Origin of the sequence: Schaalia hyovaginalis (genome assembly GCF_014208035.1) — a bacterium.
GTDB classification, from domain to species: domain Bacteria; phylum Actinomycetota; class Actinomycetes; order Actinomycetales; family Actinomycetaceae; genus Pauljensenia; species Pauljensenia hyovaginalis.
The window spans coordinates 2,483,928-2,509,390 of sequence record NZ_JACHMK010000001.1; the positions used below are offsets into that span (position 1 = coordinate 2,483,928).

Below are 25,463 nucleotides of genomic sequence, written 5' to 3' on the forward strand. Positions count from 1 at the left end.
CGTCAGAGCCCCGAGCAGGCCGAGGCGACTGCGCCGCAGCCCCGAACGTGAGAAACTGGGCGTCAGCCCGACAACACCGTGAAGTCGACCAGGAAGCGAGTGCCGCTGATGACGACGCCGAACGAACCGCTCGGAAACCCGGGGTCGGCCCCGGCCCAGAAGCGCCCAGCGTCAATGGGTGAACTCTTCGCAACCCTGTCTTCGCAGGTGACGACCCTTGTGAACGGAGAGATCGAGCTCAACAAGGTCAAGGCGAGGAATTTCATCAAGAAGGCCGGCGCGGGCGGCGCCCTCCTCGCGGCCGCAGCCGTCTTCGCCCTTTACCTCCTCGGCTGGGTGTTCCACTCGATCGAGCTCGCGATCGCCGTCGCCCTGCCCGCATGGGCCGCGTCCCTCATCACAGCCGGTATCCTTCTGCTCATCGTTGCGATCCTCGCCGCGGTCGGCGCAGTACTGCTCAACAAGAGCAAGACCTCCGTCCCCGACCCGAAGGCCGGGATCAGCGAGAGCATCGACGCCCTCAAGAAAGGCCTGGGCAAGTGAGCGAAACGACCGAAGCGAAGACGCGCACCGAGGCTGAGATCATCGCCGAACTCGAACGCACGCGCGCCGAGATGACGGCGACCGTCGACGAGCTCTTCGGCCGTGTTCAGCCCGAACAGTTGCTCGAACAGGCCAAGGCGACCGCGAAGGCGAAGGCGGAGGAGGTCAGGAGCCTCGTCGCCATGACCGCTCAGGACGCCCGCGAAGGCGACCCCGAGGCCCTCAAGAAGGTGGGATACGTCATCGCCGGAGCCGCGGCGCTCACCGTCCTCGTCGTTCTTCGTATCGTCCGCGGAAGGCGCTGAGCCCGAATCTGTCTCAGCTTCCTCACCGGCTCCGCGGCGCGACCCGGAGCACACGCGCCCCTGCCCGGATGAGGACCTTCCCTTTGTGCGGTTATGATGAACCCACGACACATTCTGATCATCCAGGGAACCGCCTTGAGCGGACCCGAACTACGCGGAGGGGGTCGACGCCATGGGGCGCGGCCGTCAAAAGGCCAAGCAGACGAAAGTCGCTCGCAAGCTGAAGTATTTCAGTCCTGATACCGATCTCGATGCCCTGCAGCGGGAGCTCGCATCGTCTGAACACCACTCGTACGACGAGTACGAGGCCGAGGATGACGAGACGGCCGAGGACGACGACCTCTACTCCAAGTACGCGGACTTCGCGCAGGAGGGGGACGCCACCCCCGAGCTCGACGAGGACTTCTGGGTCAACCCTTCGAAGAAGTGACCCGGGGGCTCCCCTTCGCATGAGCGCGGCCCGCAGATTCTTCACGCGCTGATTCACGCGTTCATCCGCGCTTTCGTTCGCCCTCCTCCGGGCGCCCCTGCGCACCCGCTCCCCAAGTCGGCCTCGGGCAGATCCGGGTTCAGTCGGGCCGTTCCCCTATGGCGGGCGCTCCTCCCGTACCGCTAGCGTCGAGTCATGCGGAAAAGGCTTCTCGTCGCGTTCTCCTCGCTCCTCGCCCTCGTCCTCGTCGGCCTCATGGCAATCGCTTGGGGGTTCGGGCCGCGCCTCGGCATCGCGTTAACCGGACGCCCCTTCTTCCTCCTTCCGCCGAGCCCGGAACGCTATGCCGAGACCATCCTCGAGGTCGCCGACCACCAGGCGATTCACGCCGATTCTGACGAATATCTCGCCGCCCGCGAGCGCGCCCTCGCAGTCGCGAAAGACGCCTCCTCGACCGCTGAGGTTCACGACGCCCTTGAGGCGGCCCTCGAGGCCGCGGGCGGGAAGCACTCAGGAATCCTCAACGCGGCCGAGCGCGAGGAATGGGCGCAGTCGGATCCCGCTCCCTCCCCCGGGGTGACGGTCTTAGGGGCCATCGCGATCGCGACCGTCCCGGCCTTCGACGGCTTCGCCTCCGATGGGCGTCTGTACGCCGAGACCCTCGGGCGCGGCCTCGATTCCGCTCTGTCGGGTCCCGCGACCTGCGCGGTCGTCGATCTGCGGGGCAATGGCGGCGGCGACATGGGCCCGATGCTCGCGGGCGTCTCCCCGCTCCTCCCCGACGGAACCGCTCTCGAGTTCGAGTCGGCGCACGGGACGACCCCTGTGACGATCACCGGATCGGCAGTCGCCGGCGGAGGCACACCGACGAGCGTCGATGGCGTCCGCAAGCACCTCGTCCCCACCGCGATTCTCATCAACGCGGGCACGGGGAGCTCCGGCGAGGCGACCGCGATCGCATTCAAGGGCCTGGAGGGCACCCGCTTCTTCGGGAGGCCGACCGCGGGCTACGCCTCGGCGAACATCGCCTTCGAGATGCCCGACGGGGCGCTCGTCATGGTGACCTCGGCGAACGACAAGGATCGGAACAGCGTCGTCTACGGCGACAATCCGCTTATCCCGGACGAGCAGACCGATGACGCCCTCGAAGCCGCGAAGGCGTGGCTCGCCGCCGAGCACGGCTGCGAGGAGGGACGCCGATAACTCATATCCTTGCGTAACACCGCCACTTGATAAAGTTTAGGATCTTATCCTTGAACAATGAGAGGATCCGATCAAGGATAGAGCCCCGGAAAGAAGCAGACGGAGGTGTGAAGGTGGCGGGTTGGGACGAGCGCATCTGGGAATCCTCGATCTTTGAAGGCCTCCCACGCCGTGAGCGTCATTCCGGACCGTATCGCTCGTACGTCCCGGATTCCTTAACGACGACCTCCCTCCTCCTTCCTCCCGACGTCGACGCCCTCGTGTCATCCGCCGAGAGAGCCGTGAGAAATTCTGCCGACAGCCGCGACCTCGAGGGCATCGCACGTTTCCTCCTCCGTTCCGAAGCAATCGCCTCGTCGCGCATTGAGGGCGTCGCCCCCTCGACGAAGCAAGTTGCCTTCGCGGAACTCGAAACGGCGGAAGGGCGAGGATCCCTCGGAGCAAGTGAACAAGCCCAACTCGTCGCTCGGAACATGACGGTCGTCGAGCGAGCCCGAGCGGAGCTCACCGCCTCGGACACGATCACTCTCGACCAGGTCGTCGTCCTCCAAGAAGCGCTCGTCGCCGACACTGCAACCGCGTGCGGAGTGCGTACAGTCCAGAACTGGATCGGCGGTTCCTCCTACCATCCCCTCGGAGCCGATTTCGTTCCACCCGCCCCCCAACGACTCAATACCTCGCTCGACGACCTCGTGACTTACATGAACGGGGCCGCCCACTCGCCCATCGTCCAAGCCGCACTCGTCCACGCCCAGTTCGAGACCCTTCACCCCTTTGCGGATGGCAATGGCCGTGTCGGTCGCGCCCTCATCCACACGGTGCTCATGAGACGCGGGCTCACCACGCGTGCGATCCTCCCGATCAGTCAGGTCCTCTCGACACTGCGCCAGGATTATGTGAGGGCGCTCGACGCCTACCGCTATACCGGCGCACCGAATGGAGATGAATTCCACGCCGCTCGCACCGAGTGGATCGCATTCTTCGCGCAGGCGATCATCATCGCAGCAGAACAGGTGGAACGCACGAAAAGAGAGCTCGATGCGATCCGCACCGACTGGGATGAACAGCTCGCCCTCTGGCGGACCGAGACCGGCCACCAGCGTGCTCTTCGCTCAACATCGGCGACTGCGAGGATCCTTCAGGACCTTCCCTCGACACCGGTCCTCACAACCGCATCGGCGAGTCGGATCTACGAAGTGACGACGCAGGCCGCCAATCAAGGACTCCACATGCTTGAAGGCGCGGGAATCCTCTCAGCGACATCCCGAAAAGGCCAGGCGATCTACTTCGCGCCGCGGGTCCTCGACCTCGTCGATCTGTCGGTGCGGCGACTCGCGAGCACACGCTTCGACACGCGGATAAGCGCGCCCGGACGGGGCGTCCCCACAGTCCCACAGTGAGCGAGGCGGAGGGCCTGCCCGCGAAACACTCACGGGCGCGGTGAGCGAGCGGTCACATCCTCGGCGCGGTGACAGCCGTGCCCTCCGAAACGGGGGGCGATGGCGAGGCCGAGGCGACCGAACTCAGGTCGTGCGGTAGGACCCGCGCAGGCGCACGGCGCCTGCGGTCACACCCTTCGTCCCCGAGATCGTCCGCCCCTCGAAATCCGAGGAGGGCTCGACCTCGCCCGGCATCGACACCTCGCCGAGGACCCACGCCTCGACCCCTGCCTCCCGGATCAGGCGTAGCGCCTCATCGGCGCAATCGCGGCCCACGACGCCGACCATGCCGACGCCGAGATTGAGGGAGTCCTCCATGCCCTCCCAGGTCACCTCGCCGCCCCGGCGGACCCAGTCGAAAACGGGCGGGACGATCCAGGACCCGCGATCGACCTCGGCGAGCGCGCCGAGCGGGAGGACGCGCGACAGGTTCGCGCCCAGCCCCCCGCCCGTGACATGCGAGAAGGCGTGGACGCCGCTCACGCCCTCGCCCGCACCGAGGGTCTCGACGAGGTCGAGGCACAGGCGGGTGTACAGGCGGGTCGGCTCGAGGAGCTCCTCGCCGAGCGTCCGGCTGAACTCCTCGACGTGCCCCTCCAGGGGCGCTCCGGTGCGCGCGACGACCGAGCGGACCAGGGAGTAGCCGTTGGAATGCAGACCGGAGGAGGCCATCGCGATGAGGACGTCGCCCTTACCGACACGCTCGGGCCCGAGACGCTCGGCCGCGTCGACGACACCGGTCGCCGCACCCGCGATGTCGTAGTCGTCGGGCGCCATGAGGCCCGGATGCTCGGCGGTCTCCCCGCCGACGAGGGGCGTACCCGCCTGCTCGCAGGCGTGCGCGATCCCGGTGACGATCTTGGCGATCCGCTCGGGGACGACGCGACCGCAGGCGATGTAGTCCGTCATGAGCACCGGGCGGGCGCCGATGACGACGATGTCGTCGACGACCATGCCGACGAGGTCCTGCCCGATCGTGTCGTGGATGTCGAGGGCGCGGGCGATCGCGATCTTCGTGCCGACGCCGTCCGTCGATGTCGCGAGCAGGGGCCGCTTCATCCCGAGCAGGGCTGAGGCGTCGACCATCCCCGCGAAGCCGCCGGTCGCACCGAGGACCGTCTGGTCATGGGTCCGCGACACGGCGTCCTTCATGAGTTCGACGGCGCGGTCTCCCGCTGCGGTGTCGACTCCTGCGGATGCGTAGTCGAGGGGGGCGGTGTCGCTCATTGCTGCTCCTGGATTCTCCGGGGTGGGGCTTTTGAAGGTGGACGGTGCCAACATGCGGCGATGCGCGCCGAGGATGGACTTCCGCGCGACGAGGGCGGGGCGCCCGGCTAGCAGGTGGAGGCGCCGGGGGTGCCGGGGATCGGCGTGCCCTTGGGGATCTGCTCCGGGTAGTCGCCGTTGAAGCAGCCGAGGCACAGGCTCGTCCCCTGACGGGTCGCCCGGACCATTCCCTCCATCGACAGGTACGACAGGGAGTCCGCCCCGATCGAGGCGCGCACCCCGTCGACATCCATCGCCGAGGCGATAAGCTCCGCCCTCGTCGGGAAGTCGATCCCGAAGAAGCACGGCCAGGCGACCGGCGGGGAGGAGATCTTCACGTGCACCTCGGCCGCCCCGGCCTCCCTGAGCATCTTGACGAGGGCGCGCTGCGTGTTCCCCCTCACGATCGAGTCATCGATGACGATGAGGCGCTTGCCCGCGATCACCTCGCGCAGAGGGTTGAGCTTGAGGCGGATGCCGAGCTGGCGCAGGGACTGGGTCGGTTGGATGAAGGTCCGCCCGACGTAGGCGTTCTTCACGAGGCCCTGCGCGAAGGGGATCCCGGAGGCCTCGGCGTAGCCGATGGCGGCGGGCGTGCCCGACTCGGGGGTGGGGATCACGAGGTCGGCGTCGACCGGTGCCTCCCGGGCGAGGGTCGCGCCCATCTCGCGCCTGGCGGCCACGATCTGCCGGTCGCCGATCACCGTGTCCGGGCGGGCGAGGTACACGTACTCAAAGACGCAGGTGTTCGAGCGCCTCACCGCGAAGTGACGCGAGTGGACCCCGGTGGAGTCGATGGCGACGAGCTCGCCCGGCTCGATCTCGCGGACGAAGGTCGCGCCGCACAGGTCGAGGGCGGCGGTCTCGGAGGCCAGCACCCACCCCGAGTAGAGGCGGCCCAGGACGAGGGGCCGGTAGCCATGCGGGTCGCGCGCGCCGTACAGGGTGTTCTCGTCCATGAAGACCAGCGAGAAGGCGCCCTTGAGGCGCGGGAGGACCTTGAGGGCGGGGGCGACCAGGGCAGCGGGCTTGGCCTCCGCGCTGGTCGTGGATCCGACGCCTGCCGTGGATCCCGCGCCGGCCGTGGATTCGCACTCGGCATCCGGAGCGGATACGGCATCGCCCCCTCCGATGGGATCGGCGAGGGCGATGGCGGGCGGGATGAAGGGGACGGGTCCGGGGATCCGGTCGGCGAGGCCCAGCAGGGCCGTCACGACGGAGGTGTCCGTGGAGGCGCCCCGCTCGACGTCGTCGCCCTCGTCCGCGATCGAATGGGCGAGGTCGCGCAGCTCCGCCGTATTCGTGAGATTCCCGTTGTGGCACAGTGCGAGCGTCCCCGTCGGCGTCGGCCCGAGGGTCGGCTGGGCGTTCCTCCAGGTGTCGGCGCCCGTCGTCGCGTAGCGGACGTGCCCGAGGGCGAGATGCCCCTTGAGGCCGCGGAGCGTCTGCTCGGAGAAGACCTGGTTGACGAGGCCCTGATCCTTGTAGACGAGGATCTGCTTCCCGTTCGAGGTCGCGATGCCGGCGGATTGCTGCCCGCGATGCTGAAGGGCGTAGAGGGAGAAGTAGGTGAGTCGGGAGACGTCCTCGCCGGGCGCCCACACCCCGAATACGCCGCAGTGGTCGCGGGGGCGATCGTCCTCGAAGATCTCTCGGTCTGTCAGTGTCTGGTCCATGTTCACGGATTCAGAGAGCACGGGGACACTGTCTCACACGAGGGCGAGACGGCGCCACGAGCGACCATTCCCAGTCACGGCGCCCATGTGAAGCGCACGCTGCGCGACTCGACATCGGCGCGTTCGAGGACGACCCCCGCCTCCTCGCCGAGGGGCAGGCGCGCGCCCGGTACGCGCGCGACCAGGGATCCGATCACGGCGGGATCGCTGATGAGCACCTTGCCGCGGTCGAAGTCCTCATCACCGTCCCTGCGTTCGACGATCACCCCGCGGAAGGTCGCGCCCTCGTGACCGAGGAGGAGCTTCGCGCTGACGGCCCCGATCGCGGCCCTCTCCGCCGCGGAGGCGAGACGCGCGCCCTCGGCCATGAATCCGGGCAGATCCGGGAGGGAGTCGAGGACCCAGCCGGGGATCGGGCGCCCGGACTCGTGGGCGATGCAGATCTCCGAGGCCCACCGGTCGACGAGTCGGCGCAGCGGCGCGGTCACATGCGCGTACTCGGCGGCGATGGCGGCGTGCCGGGCGGCGGGGTCGCCGGGGCACGGGAAGGCACCGGCAGCGGCGGGGCTCCGCCCGCTCGTCGTCTTCGCAAGGGCGGATCCTGCGCGGGAGGCGTCGACGAAGACCGCGTATTCGGCTCCGCGGTACAGGCTCATCGCGTGCGCGAGGAAGGCCGTGTGCGCGGGGATCGCGGGGTCGAGGGCGGGCAGCAGGCGCGCATAGGGCATGTCCTCGGGCCAGTCGACTCCGAGGAGTCTCGCGACGCCGTGCAGACGCTCAAGAGCCTGATGGGAGGCGGGCGGCGCGGTCCTCAGCACCGCGATCCCGGCCTCGCGCATGATCGAGGCCGCGCACATCCCCGTCAGGAGCGAGATCTGGGCGTTCCACTCCTCAACCGGGGTGCTCTTCCGATAGCTGAGTTCGTAGTGCGTCGACCCGTCCGCATCGATTTCGCGCGTGATCTCCTGCTCGGGACTCGGCGAGGAGACGCCGCCGCGCGCGGTCTCGAGGGCCCGCCGCAAACGGCCGATCTCCTCGAGCAGCTCCACGAGGTCTTCGGGGGCATCCGGCAGGGGACGGCCCGAGGTTCGCGCCGCTTCGACCTGGTCGTACGACAGCTTCGCCCTCGAGCGCACGAGTGCGCGACGCACCGTCGCGTTCACCACCTCGCCGCGCGCGTCGAGCAGGATCTCCCACACGCAGGCGGGCACGACTCCGCCCGGCAGGAGGGAGGCCGCCCCTTCTGAGAGGGCGAGCGGGTGCAGCGGCGTCGAACGGTCGGGCATGTAGATCGTCGTGGCGCGCCGACGCACTTCGAGGTCGAGCGGCGAGCCGGCCGGAACGAAGGTCGCGAGCGAGGCGATGGCGTAGAGCACCCGATAACGGGCTCCGTCCGGGCGGCCCTCCTCGAGGCGCCTCAGACGCACCGCCTGGTCCAGATCACGCGAAGACTCCGGATCGATCGTCACGAAGGGGACATCGGTCGCATCCCATCGGGGAAGCGCCTCGGGCACGAGGGCGGTCCACGCGCGATCGATCGCCTCCGCGGCTCCCGCGAGGAGGCGGGGCCCGGACGCGGCCTCGTCGCCCGTGAGAACCGGCTGCACGCGGGACAGGAAGTCCTTCCATTCGGCGACCGCCGCATCCGCTTGGCGGTCGACCTCATCGGGGAAGGTCGAAGGGATGCTCAGCTCGGTGCGAATCGAGTCGAGAACCGGGATCAGGGAAGAATCTTCCACCCGCAGCTGCATCCGATGGAGCACAACCATGAGGCCAGTCTCCACCACCCCGAGCCGAAGTGCCACAATGAGAGGGCTCGCGCCGAAGGGACGGCGCTCGACCCTCGAAGGAACGCCTCATGCCCACTCCCGTTCTCAGCGTCGTGTGCTGGGTCTTCGCCCTCTTCGCCACGCTCTTCGGGATCCTCTCCTTCGGCCGGGGCATCGCGCAGCTGTGGAGGGCCGTGTCGGCGGGCGCCCCGGAGCCCGCTCGCCTCACTCCCGTCCCCAAGCGCCTGGGCATGATGCTCCTCGCAGTCCTCAGCCACCGCGAATTCAAGGGGCGCCCCTGGATCAGGTTCGCCCACTGGTTCGTCATGGTCTCCTTCCCGCTGCTCTTCCTCACCCTTGTCACGGGGTACGGCCAGCTGAGGGACCCCCGTTTCACCCTCCCCCTCCTCGGGCGCTTCCTCCCCTGGGAGTGGCTCACCGAGCTCTTCGCCTGGGCCGGGCTGCTCGGCATCGTCCTCCTCATGATCGTCAGGACCCGCGCGGGCTCGGGCTCCCTCGCGGAGGCGGCCGTCTCCTCCGACGATCCTGTCGAGGCCCCGCCCGCCGCGAGCCCCCGCCCGCGCGACGGCTCCCCGGCCGGACTCGCCTCCCGCTTCCTCGGGTCGACCCGCTGGCAGGCGCGCTTCGTCGAATGGGTGATCCTCCTGGTCTGCGCCTGCGTCCTCGGCCTGCGCGGCCTCGAATACGCCCTTCTCACGAGCGCGCCCTCGCCCGCCTCCCTCCCGGAGCTCTGGCATTTCCCGCTCACCGCGTGGATCGGCGCCCTCGTCCTCGCCGCCGGGGCGCAGGTGAGCGCGGTCGCGAATGCGATCGTCCTCCTCTCGACGCTGAAGATCATCGTCTCGATGATCTGGATGATGGTGGTCGGCGTCCTCACCTCGATGGGCGTCGCCTGGCACCGCTTCCTCGCCCTCGTCAACGTGTACGCGCGCCGGGACCCCGAAGGCGGCAAGTCCCTCGGCCCCGCGGACCACATGCTCATCGACGGCGCACCCGTCACCTCGCCCGACGTGTTCGACGACCTCCCCGAGGACGCGGTCCTCGGCACCGCGACGGCCGCCGACCTGTCCTGGAAGGCCCGCCTCGACCTCTACTCGTGCACCGAATGCGGCCGTTGTCAGGAACTGTGCCCCGCGTGGAACACCGGCAAGCCCCTGTCCCCCAAGCTCCTCGTCATGTCGATGCGCGACCACATGGAATCGGCGTCGAAGAAGGAGATCGTCGCCCAGCAGATCTCCGATGCGCAGGTTCCCGGGGAGCGCACGGCCGAGGAGCTCGCGGCCTCCGGCGAGGTCATGCTCGACAAGGGCGTGGACCCGAACCCGCACTCCCTCGACCTGCTCGCGGTCCTGTCGGCCTCCGGGGCGACCGGCCCTCAGGGCGTCGCCGACGTCGAGGCCCCCCTCGTTCCCGATGTCGTCTCCGAAGAGGTCCTCTGGGACTGCACGATGTGCGGCGCCTGCGTCGACCAGTGCCCGGTCGACATCGAGCACATCGACCACATCCTCGACCTGCGCCGCCAGCGCGTCCTCATGGAGGCGGCCTTCCCGCGCGAACTCGGACGCGCCTTCCGCGGCATGGAGTCCAAGCAGAACCCCTACAACCAGCCGGCACGCAAGCGCCTCGACTGGGCGAAGGACCTCGATTTCGAGGTGCCCGTGGTCGGCGAGGACCTGGAAAGCGCCGCCGAGGTCGATTACCTGTTCTGGGTCGGGTGCGCCGGGGCCTTCGACGACAAGGCGAAGCAGACGAGCGCCGCGATCGCCGAGCTGCTGCACACGGCGGGGGTGTCCTTCGCCGTCCTCGGTTCGGGCGAGACCTGCACGGGCGACCCCGCCAGGCGCGCGGGCAACGAGGTCCTCTTCCAGATGCTCGCCGCCGAGGCGATCTCGACCTTGACGGAGGCGGCGCCCAAGAGGATCGTCGTCTCCTGCGCGCATTGCTTCAACACGATCGCAGGCGAGTATCCCGAGCTCGGCGGCCGTTTCGAGGTCGTCCATCACACGCAGTTGCTCAATCGCCTCGTGCGCGAGGGGCGGCTGACACCCGTGGCGCCCGCCTCCCCTGAGGACCGGGATGCGGCGGGGCGCCCGCTGCACGTCACCTATCACGACGCCTGCTACCTCGGTCGGCACAACCGCGTGTACGAGCCGCCGCGCGAGCTCGTGTCGGCTCTGCCGGGCGTCGAGCTGGTCGAGATGCCGCGCAATCGCGACCGGGCGATGTGCTGCGGCGCGGGAGGCGCTCACGCCTGGTTCGAGGAGTCGCGCGGCACCCGGATCGCCGATGCCCGCATCGCCGAGGCGGCGATGACGGGCGCGGATGTCGTGGCCACGGCCTGCCCCTTCTGCTCGCAGATGCTCGGTTCGGCCTCGGGGTCCTCGGCCGGTTTCCTGTCGGCGGTTCCCGCGGGCGCCACGGACGACGAGGGCGGGACCGCGGTTTTGCCCGAGGTCAAGGATGTCGCGGTGATGCTCCTCGAGTCCGTGCGTCGCGGCGCGGGAGGCGAAGCGCGGGGTTGAGCTTCGGCAGGCGCGACGGCATGCGCGCGCCCGTCACCGGCTCACCCGGCTCTCGCCCGGTCGGGGAGCCCTTCAGGCCATGCGCGCCCGGAAGGCCCTGCGCATGGCGCGACGGACCTGCTCGCGCGTGTCGATCATCGGCGCCCACCAGCGGTTCCACGCACGGACACCGAGGAGCGCGCCGATCCAGCCGACGACGCCCGAGACGATCGCGCCGATCAGCGTGGCGGAACCGGCTGCGATGAGGAGCGCCCCGACAGCGGCGAAGAGAATCGCACCGAGCGCCCGGATGCCCCTCACGGCGCGAGCGGAGTGCTTCTTCGCCAGGGTCGATGCCGCAAGGGTCGCCGCTGAGCAGAAGGCGAGCCCCAGGATCATCACCGGCACCGTGCCGACCGCGAAGGAGCCGACGGCCACTGAGGCGATCCACGCCGTCCACATCGAGATGAGAAGAGCGAATCCCTCATGACGGTATCCGCGCCTGGCCAGGATGCTCCACGCCGCGAAGACCATGAGGATCGCGCCGAAGGGCGAGAGCAGTCCGAGAACGATGTTCGCCGAGGCGGAGAGCGGACCCGACGCCGCCGACAGGAGGGTCGTCACCCCGGGAAGCGCGAAGGCCCCCGAGACATTCGCGGCGAAGAGGGAGAGCACGGCACCGCCGATGAGGGTCGCGGCGTAGGCCCCGGTGCTGATGCGGCCCTGCGGGAGGACCACCGTGACGAAGTCATCGGTGTCATCATGGGCCCGGGGAGGCAAGCCCCCTTCGGCCGCTCCCCGATCAGCCGGGCCTTCGGCACGCTCGAATCTGGGGCGGGGCGATTGCGGGAATCGGGGCATGGCCGAATCCGACGGGGTCGTCGGGGGAACGTGGGCGCGCTCGCCGCGTTGATCGGCGCTCGCCTCGTCCTCGAAGACGAGTTCGACTTCTCGGGGTTCGGGCGCAGGCTTGATGTTCACCTCAGGCTCCTTCCAACTGCCCCCATTCCAGTCGGCAGAGCTGGAAGGACGCTGGACGTGAGCTGTGGGCGGACTTGCGAAGCGGCGACTATTCGATCACGGCCTCGTCATCGAGGGCGACGAGGAAGCCGTCCTCATCGATGACGGAACCTCCGACCGCGCCGATGATGATGCCGGCAGCGCGCTCGATGTCGCGCGCGGAGCGCACGCGCTCCAGCCGCCGCGCCCGGGAGACCGGGGCGGGCGCGCCCATCCCCTCCTGCGGAATCCACTTGAGCTGATACTCGATGATGACGCCCGTCGTCCACGCCTCCCAGCGCAGGACCTGCGGGGGCGTCGGCACGGGCTGGACCTCGATGATGAGCTCGGATCGATTCGCAATGGGGATGAGCAGCGCGTAGCCGGAGACGACCTGCGCAGCCTTCGCCTCGCGGGCGGCGCGCCTGGCGCGTTCGATCTTCGTCGCGACATCCGTGCGGGAAGTCGAGGCGCCCTCGGCCGCTCCGGTGCTGCGCGCTTCGGCGACGGCGACGGGCACATCGCGCGAATCGACGATGTTCGGGAAATCCGTGCGGAGGACCTCGACGAGCTCGGCGGGCTCGAGCCACCTCGAGGTGTAGACCGCCAGGGACACCGCAGAATCCGGATCGGGCTGGACCACGCGCCCCGAGTCGGCGATGCGCAGCGCCCCGCCCAGTCGGCGGGCGATGCGCTTGAGGGCGAGGAGGACCCGGTACTCGAGGCCGACGGGAAGGCCCTCGGGGAAATAGGGGGCCCACTCGTCGATTCGTGCGAGCTCGGCGGGAACGGGCTTGCGCTTGGCGGTCGGGCAGCGCAGGATCCAGGCCTTCGTCATCGACGAGGGCGTGCGCAAGGCCTGACGAGTCGGCGCATCGATCGTCCAGGGGCCCTCGAGGCGCGCCTCTGCGAGCAGGTGCAGGCGCCCGGCTCCCGCCCAGCAGGCCCCGTCCCAGATCGACAGGGCGAGGGCTTCGATCTCCGCGGGATCGACCTCGTCGGGCAGGAGGAGGAGGTGATGCGAGTCGGCGTCCTCCCGGGCGATCACCCCGGCCGGCCCGGTCGCGGTGATCGGCGCCGAGATCGGCGCGAAGGCGTCGGTGCGGCTCACACCCGTTTCGGAGACGGTGAAGGCCGTCGAGTAGTCGGAGATCGAGGTGAGCGCGGCGAGCGAGGTCGAGGTGAGATCCGACGGATCCCCCGCGGTCGGCGAGGCGAGGTCCGTCACGCGGGAGGGGGCCTGCGCCATCCGCTCGCGCATGGACGTTCGTCGCGGCGCGCCCGGCGCAGTCGTGCCGGGCGCTTGCGTTCCGGGGTTCTCCTCGGGTCGGTCCTTCATGGATTCAGCGTTCGATTCTGATCCTGGAGAAGCGCAGATGGGTGCGCGAGGGGGTCGGTCCGCGCTGCCCCTGGTAGTGGGATCCGAGGGCCCGGGAGCCGTAGGGGCGCTCCGCGGGCGAGGAGAGGTCGAAGAAGCAGAGCTGCCCGACCTTCATCCCCGGGTAGAGGAGGATCGGCATCGTCGCCGTGTTCGAGAGTTCGAGGGTGACGTGCCCGGAGAAGCCGGGGTCGATGAAGCCCGCCGTCGAGTGCGTGAGCAGGCCGAGTCGCCCGAGCGAGGACTTGCCTTCGAGGCGTGCGGCGATGTCATCCCCGAGGGTCACCATCTCGTAGGTGGCGCCCAGGACGAACTCGCCCGGATGGAGGACGAAGGGCTCGTCCGGACCGACATCCACCTGGTGCGTGAGCTCGGACTGGTCGGCCGAGGGGTCGATCACCGAGTAGCGGTGGTTGTCGAAGAGGCGGAAGAGCCTGTCGAGACGGACGTCGATGCTCGCGGGCTGGATGAGATCCCGGTCGAGCGGGTCGAGCCGGATCCGGCCGGAGTCGAGCCCGGCTCGGATGTCACGATCGGAGAGCAGCATAGGGCGATTGTCCCACACGCCCGGGCTTCGGGGCGCTCCTGCGGCGCTTTCACCCATCGGGCCCCGCGTCATCGGCGCCCGCGGTCGGCTCGGGCCGCCCTGCCCGGGATTCGCGATCCGATTAGGCTGTGCGCGTGAACGACTCGCCCCTGCCCGCCTCCCCCGCCCCCGACGAGGTTCGCGGGGCCCTCGTCCGCTGGTTCCGGACGAATCGGAGGGACCTGCCGATGCGGGCCGAGGGCGTGAGCCCCTGGGGGACGCTGGTGGGCGAGGTGATGAGCCAGCAGACCCCGATGCCGCGCGTCCAGCCCTTCTGGCGGCGCTGGATGGAGCTGTGGCCGACTCCGCAGGACCTCGCCGCCGCGAGCCCCGCCGAGGTCCTCGTCGAGTGGGGCGCGCTCGGCTATCCGTCTCGGGCGCTGCGGCTGCGCGAATGCGCGATCGCGATCGCGGGCCGGCCCGGCGGACGGGTGCCCGCCGACTACGAGGAGCTCTGCTCGCTTCCGGGCATCGGGCCGTACACGGCCTCAGCACTCGTCTCCTTCCAGTTCCACGGCCGCATCGCCGTGCTCGATACGAACATCCGCAGGGTCCTCCTGCGCGTCTTCGCCGGCGAGGAGCGCCCCGCGTCCTCGTCGCCGTCGAAGGCGGAGCGGGCTCTGGCCGATTCGCTCCTCCCCGAGGACGGCGCCGAATGCGCGCAGTGGAACGTCGCGGTCATGGAGTTCGGCGCCCTCGTCTGCACCCAGAAGAGTCCGTCCTGCGCGGACTGCCCGATCGCGGAGCATTGCGCATGGACGAGGGCGGGGCGGCCGGCTTCGGCCTCGAAGCTTCGGACGCAGGCGTGGAAGGGGACCGACCGTCAGGCCAGGGGCCGCGTCCTCGCCCTCCTGCGCGAGCGCCACGCCCTCGGCGATCCCTCCCGCACGGCAATCACGCGAGCGCGAGCCCTGGAGGCGGCGCGACTGCCGGACGCGGATCCCGAGCAGGCGCCGCGCATCCTCGACGCCCTCCTCACTGACGGACTCGTCGTCGTGGGCGAGGACTCGCTGATCCGCCTGCCCGGCGCGTAGCGGGACGGCCGCGGACGGCGAAGGCCCCCGGTGCCGGGCTCTCAGTAGCGGATCGCGTCGATGGGTTTGACTTTCACGGCTGCGACGGCCGGGATGATGCCGCACAGGGCGCCGATCCCCGTCGCGATCCCCACGCCGTCGACCGCCGCTTTCATGGGGAATGCCGGGCGATCTTGAAGGAAGAGCCCCAGGGTCTCCATCGGCAGCATGCGGACGACGACGATCGCGATCCCCACGCCGATGACGCCCGCGACGAAAGTCGCGACGACCGACTCCATGAAGACCGAGAAGAAGACCCTCTTCGCCGAGGCCCCCATCGCGCGGCGGATCCCGATCTCCCGGATCCGCTGGCGGACGGTGACAATCGCGACGTTCAGCAGGCCCATGGCGCCCAGGAGGATCACGATCCCGCCGGTCACCATGATGATCTTCCGGATCCCGCCGAATTCGGATTCGCCGCCGTCCCAGTCGTCGCCTCCGTAGACCTCGCCCTTCCAGCCCTTCCCGAGGACCGAGGCGAGGGCCTTCGGCAGGGCTTCCCGGGCCTGTTCGACCTTGTCGGGCCCGACCCACACGATCATCTCGGTCTGCCCGGAGCCCGATCCCATCACGGACCCGTTCGAGAAGGGGCCGGACTGGGAGCCGACGGAATAGGTCGCGACCTTCGTGTAGCGCCAGGCGGTGTAGTCGACGTAGAACTCCGGGGAGGCCCACGGAGTCTTCGCCTTGATGACGCCCACGACCCGGAAGGACACGCTCCCGTCCTTCGAGTGCAGCACGATCGGGTCTTCGATCGGTGATTGGCCGAGGTAGTCCCAGAGCACGGAGTTGATGACGACGGGAACGACCCTGAGGTCGGCGTCCCCCGGGGCGATCCAGCGGCCCTGCGCGGGTTCGAGCCTGAAAATCGTCGCGTACGCGGGATCGACGGCCTTGATCTGGGCGCTGCGCTCGACCAGCATGGGATCGCGGATGATCGCGGGCCTTCCCCTGAAGCTCCCGGTCTGCTCGATCTGCGCGAGTTCTTCGATCTCGATGGACGAGGATTCGGATCGCGACCAATACGGGATGTCGAAGCGCTCGGCGACGGTGGTCATGGCGTCGCCCATCCGATCGGGGGGCAGCCCCTGGGCGTCGAGCCCCTGGTCGCCGCCCGTCGCCGAAGCCTCCGACCCGGCCCCGGGAGCCCGGCTCGATGCGCTGGGGTCGAGGCCGTCCCCGGCAGTCGATCCTTCCTCTCCCCCCGACTGGTAGGCGTTGATGCGGAGCGTGACGGCGCGCCCGTTGCCGGCCTCCACCATCTCCTTGTTCGCCTGGACGGTGAGCTCGCCCAGGGCGATCACCGTCGACAGGGCCGCGACGGCCGCGACCACGCCGACGAGGGAGAGGATGACGCGGGACTTCGCGACCTTCACCTCGCCCCAGGCTTCGACCAGGGAGGACACGATGCTCGTGATCGCGTTCATGCGATCACCTCCTCGCCCTCGGCGTCGGGTGCGGCGTCGGCGTCGGGGGTGAGGTGGGCGCGCGGATCGGCGACCTCGTGGAGGACCCCCTCGGACAGCGAGAGGACCCGGTGGGCCCGCGCCGCCACGTTGAGGTCGTGGGTGATGACGATGAGGGCCGCGTCGTTCTCGGAGGCGACGGTCTCCAGCAGGGTCATGACGGAGCTCCCCGTCTCCGGGTCGAGCGCCCCGGTCGGTTCGTCGGCGAGGATGACGCTCGGCCTGCGCACGAGGGCGCGCGCGATGGCGATGCGCTGCTGCTCGCCGCCCGACATCTCAGTCGGGTAGGAGTCGAGTCGATCGCCGAGGCCGACGCGCTCGAGCATGTCCGCCGCGAGTCCCCTGCGCTTCCAGAAGGGCGCGCCCGAGGTGTAGAGCATCGGCACTTCCACGTTCTCGAGGGCGGTCCGGGTGTTGAAGATGTTGAACTGCTGGAACACGAAGCCGAAGGTGTCGCCGCGCAGGCGCGAGCGCCGTCCTTCGCCCAGGGACTTCACGTCCTGCCCCTTGATCGTGTAGGCGCCCTCGTTGGGCAGGTCGAGGAGCCCGATGATGTTGAGCATGGTCGACTTGCCGGTTCCGGAGCGCCCGACGATGGAGATGTGGTCGCCCGGGTCGACCTCGAGATCCACGCCGCGCAGGATCCGCAGATCCGAGCCGTCGGGGAGCTCGACCGTTCGGGTCACCCCCTGAAGATGGATGAGCGCCATTTCAGGCGGCCCCTTCCATCACTGCCACTGCGCCGCCCATGTCCGTCGAGTCGGACCCCTTCTCCTCGGAGCCGGAGCTCGGGATGAATTCGAGAACCTCGTCGCTCTCGGTCAGGCCCTCCTTGACCTCGACGATCTTCCCGTCGGTGAGTCCCAGCTTCACGGGCTTCTTCGTCGGCTTGCCCCCGTCCGGGTTCGGGACGTAGACGAAACCGGATTCGAAGCGGCCCTCAACCGCGCTGATCGGCAGGGTGAGGACGCCCGTCGCCGATCCGGCCACGACGTCCATCGTGACCTGAAGGCCCGGGAACACCTTCTGGTCGGCGGGGATCGGGCAGACCGCGCGGATGCCGCCGGAATTCGCGGCGTCGCCGGAGGAGGGGGCGGCGGGTGAGGCCTGGGTGTTCGCGGAGGCCTTCGGCGTCTCGATCCTCAGCCCCGTGCAGGTGAAGGGCGCGGGTCCGTTCGTGATCGTGATCGTCGCCTGCTCGGGGGCGTTCTGAATGCGGTAGAGCTGGTCGGCGTTGAGGGTGGCGAAGGCGGAATAGCTCGGGGGCTGAATCGTCGCGATCGCATCCCCGATCGCGAACTGCTGACCGAGCAGGGCGTTGAGGCGCAGCGTTCCCGAGGCCGTCGCGAACACGGTCGTGTACTGGTAGGTCGGCGCCGCGGGGGCCGTCGTCGCATTGCCCTCCGCGTCGGTCGACACCACCGGTTCGGAGGCGATCTCCTTGCGGACTTCGAGGATCGGCGCACCCGTTTCGATCGCGCTCCCATCGGCGGCGGCGATGAAGGTGACGACGCCCTCGCCCGTCGACTTCACGGTCGTCGCCGGATCGGCTTCGATGGTGCCCTTCGCGCTCACGGTGTTCGTGATGTCGGAGACGGTCGGCAGGATCGTCATCTGGCCGTAGTCGCCGCCCGGGTTGAGGGACTGGCCCTCGTCGGCGTTGTTGACGGCCGGGAAGAAGGCGAATTTCACGAGGGCGATCGCGATGACCGCGAGGATCACCGTCTTGACGATCGCGAGGATCCGACCCGCACGCGGGGAAGTGGCCATGTTCGCCCCTTTGTCTCGGCTGCACGCTGTGTTCATGAGGGTTTCCCAGGCCCACACTAGAAGAGCGCTCCCCGCCTGCGGAATGCTTTCGGCGAAGAATCCGGGACGACTCAGGGTTCACTCAGGGGCGCCCTCGCCCCTGATCCGATGAGGATCTTCGCCGCGCGATTCTCGGGATTTCCACTAAAATCGAGGGCGAGACAATCGGGCCCTGCCGGACTTCCCGCGCACCGGCACCGCCCCGAGGCACGGCATCGAGGAGGGGAATGCTCGTCATCCTTGCGGCCTTCGCGTTCGGCGCCCTGCTCGCGCCGATGATCATGCGCTCGGGCCGCGCGGGCTTCCTCGTTCTCGCGCTCATCCCCGCAGGCGCCTTCGTCTACTTCGCCTCCTTGGCGCCGGAGGTGCTCGCCGGGGCCGCGCCGGGCGAGACCTGGCGCTGGGCGCCTCAGCTCGGCTTCGATCTCGTCTTCCGGATCGATGCCCTGTCGTGGTTGATGGCCCTCATCGTGTCGGGAGTCGGCGCCCTGGTCCTCGTCTACACGACCCGGTACTTCTCGGCGTCTGCGGCCGGCCTCGGCCGCTTCGCGGGCGCCTTCGTGAGCTTCGCGGGCGCCATGCTCGGCCTGGTCACCACGGACAACACCCTGGCGATGTACATGTTCTGGGAGCTCACCACGGTGTTCTCCTTCATCCTCATCGGCCACTCCCACGTGCTCGCGTCTTCCAGGAGGGCCGCTCAGCAGGCGCTCATCGTCACCGCCTCCGGCGGACTCGCGATGCTCGGCGGAATCGTCATCCTTGGGGAGCTCCCCGGCGGCTCCTTCCTGTTCTCAGAGCTCATCGCCTCGGCACGGGCGGGAACGCTGGGAGCGGGCGTTCCTGCGGCCCTGATCGCGACGGCGCTCCTCCTCATGCTCGCGGGCGCCGCGACGAAGTCCGCACTCGCGCCGAGCCACTTCTGGCTGCCCGCTGCGATGGCCGCCCCCACCCCGGTGTCGGCCTACCTCCACTCCTCGGCGATGGTGAAAGCGGGCGTGTACCTCGTCGCCCGGCTCGCCCCCGCCTTCGCCGGCTCCGCCTCGTGGAGGATCGTCATCATCGGCCTGGGGCTGCTCACACTGCTCCTCGGCGGATACCGCGCCCTCAAGCAGTACGACCTCAAGCTCATCCTCGCCTACGGCACCGTCTCCCAGCTGGGCCTGCTCATGGTCCTCGTCGGCTACGGGACGCAGGAGCTCATGCTCGCCGGCCTCGCCATGCTCGTCGCCCACTCGCTCTTCAAGGCGGCGCTCTTCCTCACGGTCGGCGCGATCGACTGGGCGACCGGGACCCGTGATCTTCGCGAGCTCACCGGCCTCGGGCGCCGCATGCCCCTTCTCGCGCTCCTCTCCGGCCTCGCCGCCCTCTCAATGGCGGGCGCCCCCGGCTTCATCGGCTTCGTCGCGAAGGAGACCGCCCTCCACGGCCTCATGGGATCGACGGCCCCCGCCGATGCGGCGATCTGGATCACGATCGCCCTCGGCTCGGCGATGACCGTCGGATACGCCCTGCGCTTCTGGTGGGGGGCCTTCTGGACCCGGACGGCCGCCGAGCCCCGCGAGGTCAAAGCTCCTTCGCGCCTCATGATGGCCCCGATCATCATTCTCGCCTCGGCGGGCCTCCTCCTCGGCCTCGTCCCCGGTCCGCTCGAACGGCTCCTGAGCGGCTACGTCGCCACCGTCGAGGCGGGCAGCCCCGGCCACCTGCTCGCCTGGCCGGGCGCGGGCGCCCCCTTCCTCGTCACCCTCGCCGTCCTCGCCCTCGGCGCCGTGATCTTCGCCGCGCGCGACCCGTGGCTGCGATTCACCCGCCGCCACGAGTTCCCCCTCTCGGGCTCGGAGTTCTACCGCCTCACGATCACCGGGCTCGAAGCCGCATCAGGGCGCGCCACCTCCCTCACCCAGCGCGGCTCCCTGCCCGCCTACGTGTCGACGATCTTCACCTTCACCCTCCTCGTGACGGGCACGGCCCTGGCCTTCGGGCCTCCCCTCGGATTCGCCGGGATCCGCCCGGCGGACTCCGCCGGGCAGGCCCTCGCGGTCCTCATCGCCGCCACGGCCGCGATTCTCGGCGCCAGGGCGCGCCATCGGATGAAGGCGGTCCTCCTCGTCGGCGTCTCCGGATACGGCGTCGCCCTCGTCTACGAGCTCTACGGAGCGCCCGACCTCGCCCTCACCCAGGCGCTCGCCGAGACCGTCTCCCTCATCATCTTCATCCTCGTCCTGCGCCGCCTGCCCGCCTACTTCTCCAATCGGCCGCTCGCCGCCTCCCGGTACCTCCGGATGGCGCTCGCCGCGACCGTCGGCGGGGCCGTCGCCTTCGTCGCCGCCCTCGCCGCGGCCTCGCGCGTCGCCGAACCTATCGCGACCGGCCTGCACGACGAGGCCTACGTCAACGGCTACGGCCGCAACATCGTGAACGTGACTCTCGTGGACATCCGCGCCTGGGACACGATGGGCGAGATCACGGTCCTCGTCATCACGGCGATCGGCATGGCCTCCTTCATGTTCATCCGCGACCGACGGGCGCGGATGGACCGTCTGCGCAACATCGCATTGGATCCGCGCAGCTCGCGGGCCGTGTGGCGCAGCCCCTCCTCCGGCCGGGCCTCGGGGCCCGCGCCCGAGGCCGTCCTGCCCGGGCCGCCGGGGACGCGCCGGGCGGGCACCGGAGGCGGACGCCTCGCCTCGTCGATGCGGAACCGCCTGTGGCTCGCGGGAAGCTCGACCCTGTCGCAGCAGAACCGTTCGGTGATCTTCGAACTCGGGACGCGCGTCGTCTACCACTCGATGCTCATCGTGTCGCTCTACTTCCTCGTTTCCGGCCACGACCAGCCCGGCGGCGGTTTCGCAGGCGGTCTGCTCGCGGGCATCGCGCTGACGATCCGCTACCTCGCGGGCGGCCGCTATGAACTCGGCGCGGCGGTGCCCCTCCACCCCGGCCACCTCATGGGCGCGGGACTCGCGATCGCGACCGGCTCGGCCCTCGCCCCCATCGCCTTCGGGGGCACGATCCTGCAGACCGCGAAGTTCTACTTCACGCTGCCCGCAGTCGGCGAGGTCAAAGTGGCGACCGCCCTGTTCTTCGATATCGGCGTCTACCTCGTGGTCGTCGGAATGGCGTTGGAGATCCTGCGTTCGCTCGGCGCCGAGATCGACCGCCATGCCGAGATCGAAGGGGACCCGCAAGACGACTCCCTCGCCCTCGACCCCCACGAGGACGAGCGCCGCCACACCCTCGACGCCCGCATGGCGACGGGCGAACTCGACGCTCCCGGCGTACCCGCGAAGAGGAGCCTCCCCTCATGACCTCCTCCCTCTCCCTCATCCTCCTCGCCGCGGTCCTTGTCGCCGCCGGCGTCTACCTCGTGCTCGAGCGCTCCCTGTCGCGCATCGTCCTCGGACTCACGCTGCTGACGAACGGCCTGAACATCGTCTTCCTCATCGCGGGCGGCCCCTCCGGCGCGCCCCCGCTCGTCGGCGCGGCCGAACCCGAGGCGATGGCGGATCCCCTGGTCCAGGCGATGATGCTGACCGCGATCGTCATCGGTCTGGGCACCTCCGGCTTCCTCATGACGCTCGCGTACAGGACCTGGCAGCTCAACGGGAATGACGAGGTCCAGGACGACCTCGAGGACCGGCGCGTCGCCCGCCGCGCCGAACGCGCCCGCCTCGAGGCCCGCAGGGAGGCGGAGGCCGATATCGAGGTCGAGGCGCGACTCGCCCGCGATGAGACGGAGGGCGAGGACGAGGAGTTCGAGGACGCCCCGATGCGCGCCCCCGTGGACGTGCTGCGCTCGGGTGCTCCGGGTGCTCCGGGCGACGAGGGCGGGGCGGGGAACGGCGGACCCTCGAGCGGGGCGCCCGGGGGCGCTGCCGCGAGCCCGGGAGGGAGCGCCCGATGAACGCCCTCCTCGCCCTTCCGATCGTCCTGCCGATCCTGTCCGCAGGGGTCTCCCTCGCGTCCTCGAAGGCGCGAAGGCATCAAGGCCTCGTGTCCGGCGGGACCCTGTTCACCGTATGGCTCGTATCGATCGCGCTGCTCGTCATGGTCGCCTCGGGCCCGGTCGTGCTCAATATCGGCTTGTGGCCCGCACCGATCGGCATCGTCCTGGTCGCTGACGGCCTCTCGGCGATCATGCTCACGACTTCGGTGACCGTCACCCTGGCCGTTCTCCTCTACTCGCTCGCCCAGGGCGCGGCCGACGGCGAGGAAGCGGCCCCCCTCGCGGTCTTCCACCCGGCCTTCCTCATCCTGTCGGCGGGAGTCTCGAACACCTTCTTATCGGGCGACCTGTTCAACATGTACGTCGGATTCGAGATCCTCCTCTTCGCCTCCTTCGTGCTCATCACCCTGGGCGGCACGCGCGACCGGGTCCGCGCGGGCACCGTCTACATCGTCGTCTCGATCATCTCCTCAGCCGTGTTCCTCACCGGCATCGCCCTCACCTACGCGGCCGTCGGGACCGTGAACCTCGCGCAGATCGCGATCCGCATGGGCGACGTCGCGCCCTCGACGGTCCTGCTCATCCAATTCGTCCTCCTCATCGGCTTCGGGGTGAAGGCCGCGGTCTTCCCCCTGTCCGCCTGGCTCCCCGACTCCTACCCGACGGCGCCCGCGCCGGTCACCGCGGTCTTCGCGGGCCTGCTCACGAAGGTCGGCGTCTACGGGATCATCCGCACCCAGACCCTGCTGTTCCCGGGGGACCGGCTCGCCCTGATCCTCGGATTGCTCGCCATTGCGACGATGCTCATCGGCATCCTCGGCGCCCTCGCCCAGCAGGACATCAAGCGCCTCCTCTCCTTCACGCTCGTCTCCCACATCGGGTACATGCTCTGGGGGGTCTCGGTCGCTTCGTCCGCCTCCCTGGGTGCGACGGTCTACTACGCGACCCACCACATCACCGTTCAAACGGCCCTCTTCCTCGTCGTCGGACTCATCGAGAGGATCGGCGGGTCGACCTCGCTGACGAGGCTCGGCTCGCTGCTCAAGGCGTCTCCGCTCCTCGCACTCCTTTACATCGTGCCCGCATTCAACCTCGCGGGCATTCCGCCGGGCTCGGGCTTCTTCGGGAAGGTCGGGCTCATCTCGGCCTCGGTCGGGCGCTCCTCGGCTATCGACTGGGCCCTCATCGGGGCGGGCCTGCTCACCTCGCTCCTCACCCTGTACGCGGTGGCGCGCGCCTGGAACATGATGTTCTGGCAGGAGGCCCCCGAGGAGCCCTCCCCAAAACCCGTTTCGCCTTCGATGACGATCGCGACCGCCGGTCTCGTCGCGGTGAGCCTCGGGATCTCCTTCCTGGCCGGTCCGATCAACGAGTACACGAAGAACGCGGGCGCGCGCCTCCTCCAGCGCTCCCCCTACATCGTCGCGGTCCTGCCCCCGGCGGGGAATGCGGAACTCGAAGAGGGCCGCGAGGACCCCGAATCCTCCCTCATCCCCTCGGTCGAGGCGCCCACGGAGGGTCAGGGGCTGAGGAAGGAGGAGAAGCCGTGAGCGGTCAATCGTCCTCGGCCCGGGCGATCGCCCGGGCGACGAAGCGCCCCGGGCGCTTCCCCCATTCCTCCATGGGCATGCTCGTGTGGCTCACCCTCGTTTGGGTGATGCTGTGGGGCGAGTTCTCGACGAGCCGCGTCGTGTGGGGCTTCCTCCTCGCCCTCCTCGTCACGACCGTCACCCCCTTCCCGGCGAGCCCCTTCGACGGGCGCTTCCGCCCGCTGGGAGTCCTCATCCTCGGCCTCCGCCTCGTCGCCGACGTCCTCGTCTCCTCCTTCCAGCAGGCCGGCTTCATCCTCTCGGGGAGGCGCCCGAAGGGCGCGATCATCCGCGTCCACCTGCGCTCCCACTCGGACGCCTATCTCGCGATCATCTCGACGCTCACCGCGGTCGTGCCGGGCTCGGTCGTCGTCGAAGCGCACCGGGCCAGCGGGACGATCTACGTCCACGTCTTCGATGAGAGGCTCGCGGGCGGCCCCGACGGCGTCCATCGGACGATCCTCGCGCTCGAGGAGCGGGTGATGCGCGCCTTCGCCTCGCACGAGGAGCTCGTCGACGCGGGCTACGTCCCGGGATCGACCCGCCGTGCTGGACGCCTGCCCGTCCCCTATGCGCCGGCTTCCGGCGGGGACGCCGACGGGCTCGAATGCCTTTCGCCGGCCGAGGGAGGCCCCGTCGACGAGGGGAATGCCGATGGCGGCCCCGGCGGCACTGCGCGGGCGAGCGGGGGGAGCACGGCATGAATCCGGTCCTCCTGCTCCTCGCGGTCCTGCTCTTCGTCTCCGCCTTCCTCGTCCTCTACCGGATCACGAAGGGCCCCACCTACCTCGATCGGATGCTCGGGGTCGACATGATGACTTCGATCCTCATCGGCGCCTTCGCCCTGGTCGCCGCGGCGACCAGGCGCGCGGATCTTCTGCCGGTGTTCGTCGTGCTCGGCCTCGTGGGCTTCGTGGGGTCGACCGCCCTCGCCCGATTCGCGACCCTGGCCGATCCCGACGAGCGGCGCGTCCTCACCCGCGCGGAAGCCGAGGCGGCGGACCGCGCCCTCATGGACCTGTCGGAGGAAGCCGCACCCGTCCACGACGTCGATTCCGAGGAGGACTAATGGACCCCTACGTCCTCCTCGATGTCGCCGGCCTCGCGTGCGTCTGCCTCGGCGTGGTCTTCACCTTCATCGCGTCGATCGGCATGGTGCGCTACCGCGACATCCTGTCCAGGCAGCACGTCGCGACGAAGCCTCAGATCTTCTCGCTCATCATGTATTTCCTCGGGATCGCGCTGCTGGTCCGGGAGCCCTCGGTGACGTGGACGATGCTCCTCGTCATCGCATTCCAAATCATCACGGCGCCGATCTCGGCCCACATGCTGAGCAGGGCCGCCTACCGGACCGGACGCGTCGATCCGTCCTCGCTCGCCGACGACGCCCTCGGGGAGGACTTGGTGAAGGCGGAGGAGCAGGTGGAAGCGGAGGGCGTCGAAGACGATCCGAAGCCGTAG

Annotated in this window: 22 protein-coding genes; 13 read left to right on the forward strand and 9 right to left on the reverse strand. The window is 69.5% G+C overall.

Going from position 1 to position 25,463, the window contains the following annotated elements:
- Window positions 1-174: 174 nt before the first annotated feature.
- The 5 genes from HD592_RS11060 to HD592_RS11080 all read left to right on the forward strand — a co-directional run bounded on the left by HD592_RS11060 (window position 175) and on the right by HD592_RS11080 (window position 3,881).
- A complete protein-coding gene (locus tag HD592_RS11060; RefSeq protein WP_320657706.1) occupies window positions 175-543 on the forward strand; it encodes a phage holin family protein in 369 nt (122 codons plus the stop codon).
- Entirely contained in the window at window positions 540-848 is a 309-nt protein-coding gene (locus HD592_RS11065) for a DUF3618 domain-containing protein (protein ID WP_184454128.1), read from the forward strand. Before HD592_RS11060 ends, HD592_RS11065 begins: the two co-directional genes overlap by 4 nt.
- 172 nt (window positions 849-1,020) lie before the next feature.
- Window positions 1,021-1,278 carry a DUF3073 domain-containing protein gene (locus HD592_RS11070; protein WP_184454129.1) on the forward strand — a complete coding sequence of 86 codons (258 nt, stop codon included), beginning with the start codon at window positions 1,021-1,023 and terminating at the stop codon, window positions 1,276-1,278.
- Between the two features lie 195 nt (window positions 1,279-1,473).
- Complete coding sequence (locus HD592_RS11075) at window positions 1,474-2,481, forward strand: S41 family peptidase (protein WP_184454131.1); 1,008 nt, start codon at window positions 1,474-1,476, stop codon at window positions 2,479-2,481.
- 281 nt (window positions 2,482-2,762) lie between these two features.
- Window positions 2,763-3,881, forward strand: coding sequence for a Fic family protein (locus tag HD592_RS11080; protein ID WP_320657707.1), 1,119 nt, complete (start codon window positions 2,763-2,765; stop codon window positions 3,879-3,881).
- A 123-nt stretch (window positions 3,882-4,004) separates the two neighbouring features.
- Here HD592_RS11080 and purM read toward each other — a convergent pair whose 3' ends face one another.
- The 3 genes from purM to HD592_RS11095 all read right to left on the reverse strand — a co-directional run bounded on the left by purM (window position 4,005) and on the right by HD592_RS11095 (window position 8,631).
- Window positions 4,005-5,147, reverse strand: a complete 1,143-nt coding sequence (gene purM, locus HD592_RS11085; RefSeq protein ID WP_184454135.1) for a phosphoribosylformylglycinamidine cyclo-ligase — start codon at window positions 5,145-5,147, stop codon at window positions 4,005-4,007.
- Between the two features lie 107 nt (window positions 5,148-5,254).
- Window positions 5,255-6,862 (reverse strand): amidophosphoribosyltransferase, encoded by a 1,608-nt coding sequence (gene purF, locus HD592_RS11090; protein ID WP_184454677.1) that lies wholly within the window; start codon window positions 6,860-6,862, stop codon window positions 5,255-5,257.
- A gap of 74 nt (window positions 6,863-6,936) precedes the next feature.
- Entirely contained in the window at window positions 6,937-8,631 is a 1,695-nt protein-coding gene (locus HD592_RS11095; protein WP_221437884.1) for an RNB domain-containing ribonuclease, read from the reverse strand.
- Between the two features lie 89 nt (window positions 8,632-8,720).
- Between HD592_RS11095 and HD592_RS11100 the strand changes: the two genes are divergently transcribed.
- Window positions 8,721-11,174: a (Fe-S)-binding protein gene (locus tag HD592_RS11100; RefSeq protein ID WP_184454139.1), complete on the forward strand. Its 2,454-nt coding sequence runs from the start codon at window positions 8,721-8,723 to the stop codon at window positions 11,172-11,174.
- 72 nt (window positions 11,175-11,246) lie between these two features.
- Here the strand turns inward: HD592_RS11100 and HD592_RS11105 are convergent, their stop codons facing one another.
- From HD592_RS11105 to dcd, 3 genes are all read right to left on the reverse strand, one after another.
- Window positions 11,247-12,134, reverse strand: coding sequence for a hypothetical protein (locus tag HD592_RS11105; protein WP_184454141.1), 888 nt, complete (start codon window positions 12,132-12,134; stop codon window positions 11,247-11,249).
- An 88-nt stretch (window positions 12,135-12,222) separates the two neighbouring features.
- A complete protein-coding gene (locus HD592_RS11110; RefSeq protein ID WP_184454142.1) occupies window positions 12,223-13,491 on the reverse strand; it encodes a PRTRC system protein E in 1,269 nt (422 codons plus the stop codon).
- 4 nt (window positions 13,492-13,495) lie between these two features.
- Window positions 13,496-14,077 carry a dCTP deaminase gene (gene dcd, locus HD592_RS11115; protein ID WP_184454144.1) on the reverse strand — a complete coding sequence of 194 codons (582 nt, stop codon included), beginning with the start codon at window positions 14,075-14,077 and terminating at the stop codon, window positions 13,496-13,498.
- A 227-nt stretch (window positions 14,078-14,304) separates the two neighbouring features.
- Between dcd and HD592_RS11120 the strand changes: the two genes are divergently transcribed.
- On the forward strand, window positions 14,305-15,150 hold the full coding sequence (locus HD592_RS11120) for an A/G-specific adenine glycosylase (protein ID WP_184454678.1): 846 nt from the start codon (window positions 14,305-14,307) through the stop codon (window positions 15,148-15,150).
- Between the two features lie 41 nt (window positions 15,151-15,191).
- Here the strand turns inward: HD592_RS11120 and HD592_RS11125 are convergent, their stop codons facing one another.
- From HD592_RS11125 to HD592_RS11135, 3 genes are read right to left on the reverse strand one after another with little or no spacing between them, the layout of a single operon-like run.
- Window positions 15,192-16,616, reverse strand: a complete 1,425-nt coding sequence (locus HD592_RS11125; protein ID WP_184454146.1) for an ABC transporter permease — start codon at window positions 16,614-16,616, stop codon at window positions 15,192-15,194.
- On the reverse strand, window positions 16,613-17,365 hold the full coding sequence (locus HD592_RS11130) for an ABC transporter ATP-binding protein (RefSeq protein WP_184454148.1): 753 nt from the start codon (window positions 17,363-17,365) through the stop codon (window positions 16,613-16,615). Before HD592_RS11130 ends, HD592_RS11125 begins: the two co-directional genes overlap by 4 nt.
- A gap of 1 nt (window position 17,366) precedes the next feature.
- Window positions 17,367-18,425: an efflux RND transporter periplasmic adaptor subunit gene (locus HD592_RS11135; RefSeq protein WP_184454150.1), complete on the reverse strand. Its 1,059-nt coding sequence runs from the start codon at window positions 18,423-18,425 to the stop codon at window positions 17,367-17,369.
- Between the two features lie 266 nt (window positions 18,426-18,691).
- Between HD592_RS11135 and HD592_RS11140 the strand changes: the two genes are divergently transcribed.
- Genes HD592_RS11140 through mnhG form a run of 6 tightly spaced genes read left to right on the forward strand, consistent with a single transcriptional unit; the run spans window position 18,692 to window position 25,463 of the window.
- Window positions 18,692-21,775 (forward strand): Na+/H+ antiporter subunit A, encoded by a 3,084-nt coding sequence (locus HD592_RS11140; protein ID WP_184454152.1) that lies wholly within the window; start codon window positions 18,692-18,694, stop codon window positions 21,773-21,775.
- Window positions 21,772-22,371 (forward strand): Na(+)/H(+) antiporter subunit C, encoded by a 600-nt coding sequence (locus tag HD592_RS11145; RefSeq protein ID WP_184454154.1) that lies wholly within the window; start codon window positions 21,772-21,774, stop codon window positions 22,369-22,371. The genes HD592_RS11140 and HD592_RS11145 overlap by 4 nt, the downstream gene beginning before the upstream one ends.
- Complete coding sequence (locus tag HD592_RS11150; protein ID WP_184454156.1) at window positions 22,368-23,963, forward strand: Na+/H+ antiporter subunit D; 1,596 nt, start codon at window positions 22,368-22,370, stop codon at window positions 23,961-23,963. The genes HD592_RS11145 and HD592_RS11150 overlap by 4 nt, the downstream gene beginning before the upstream one ends.
- Window positions 23,960-24,706, forward strand: a complete 747-nt coding sequence (locus HD592_RS11155) for a Na+/H+ antiporter subunit E (protein ID WP_343058806.1) — start codon at window positions 23,960-23,962, stop codon at window positions 24,704-24,706. The genes HD592_RS11150 and HD592_RS11155 overlap by 4 nt, the downstream gene beginning before the upstream one ends.
- Entirely contained in the window at window positions 24,703-25,071 is a 369-nt protein-coding gene (locus HD592_RS11160) for an MrpF/PhaF family protein (RefSeq protein WP_184454158.1), read from the forward strand. Before HD592_RS11155 ends, HD592_RS11160 begins: the two co-directional genes overlap by 4 nt.
- Window positions 25,071-25,463, forward strand: a complete 393-nt coding sequence (gene mnhG / locus HD592_RS11165; RefSeq protein WP_184454160.1) for a monovalent cation/H(+) antiporter subunit G — start codon at window positions 25,071-25,073, stop codon at window positions 25,461-25,463. The genes HD592_RS11160 and mnhG overlap by 1 nt, the downstream gene beginning before the upstream one ends.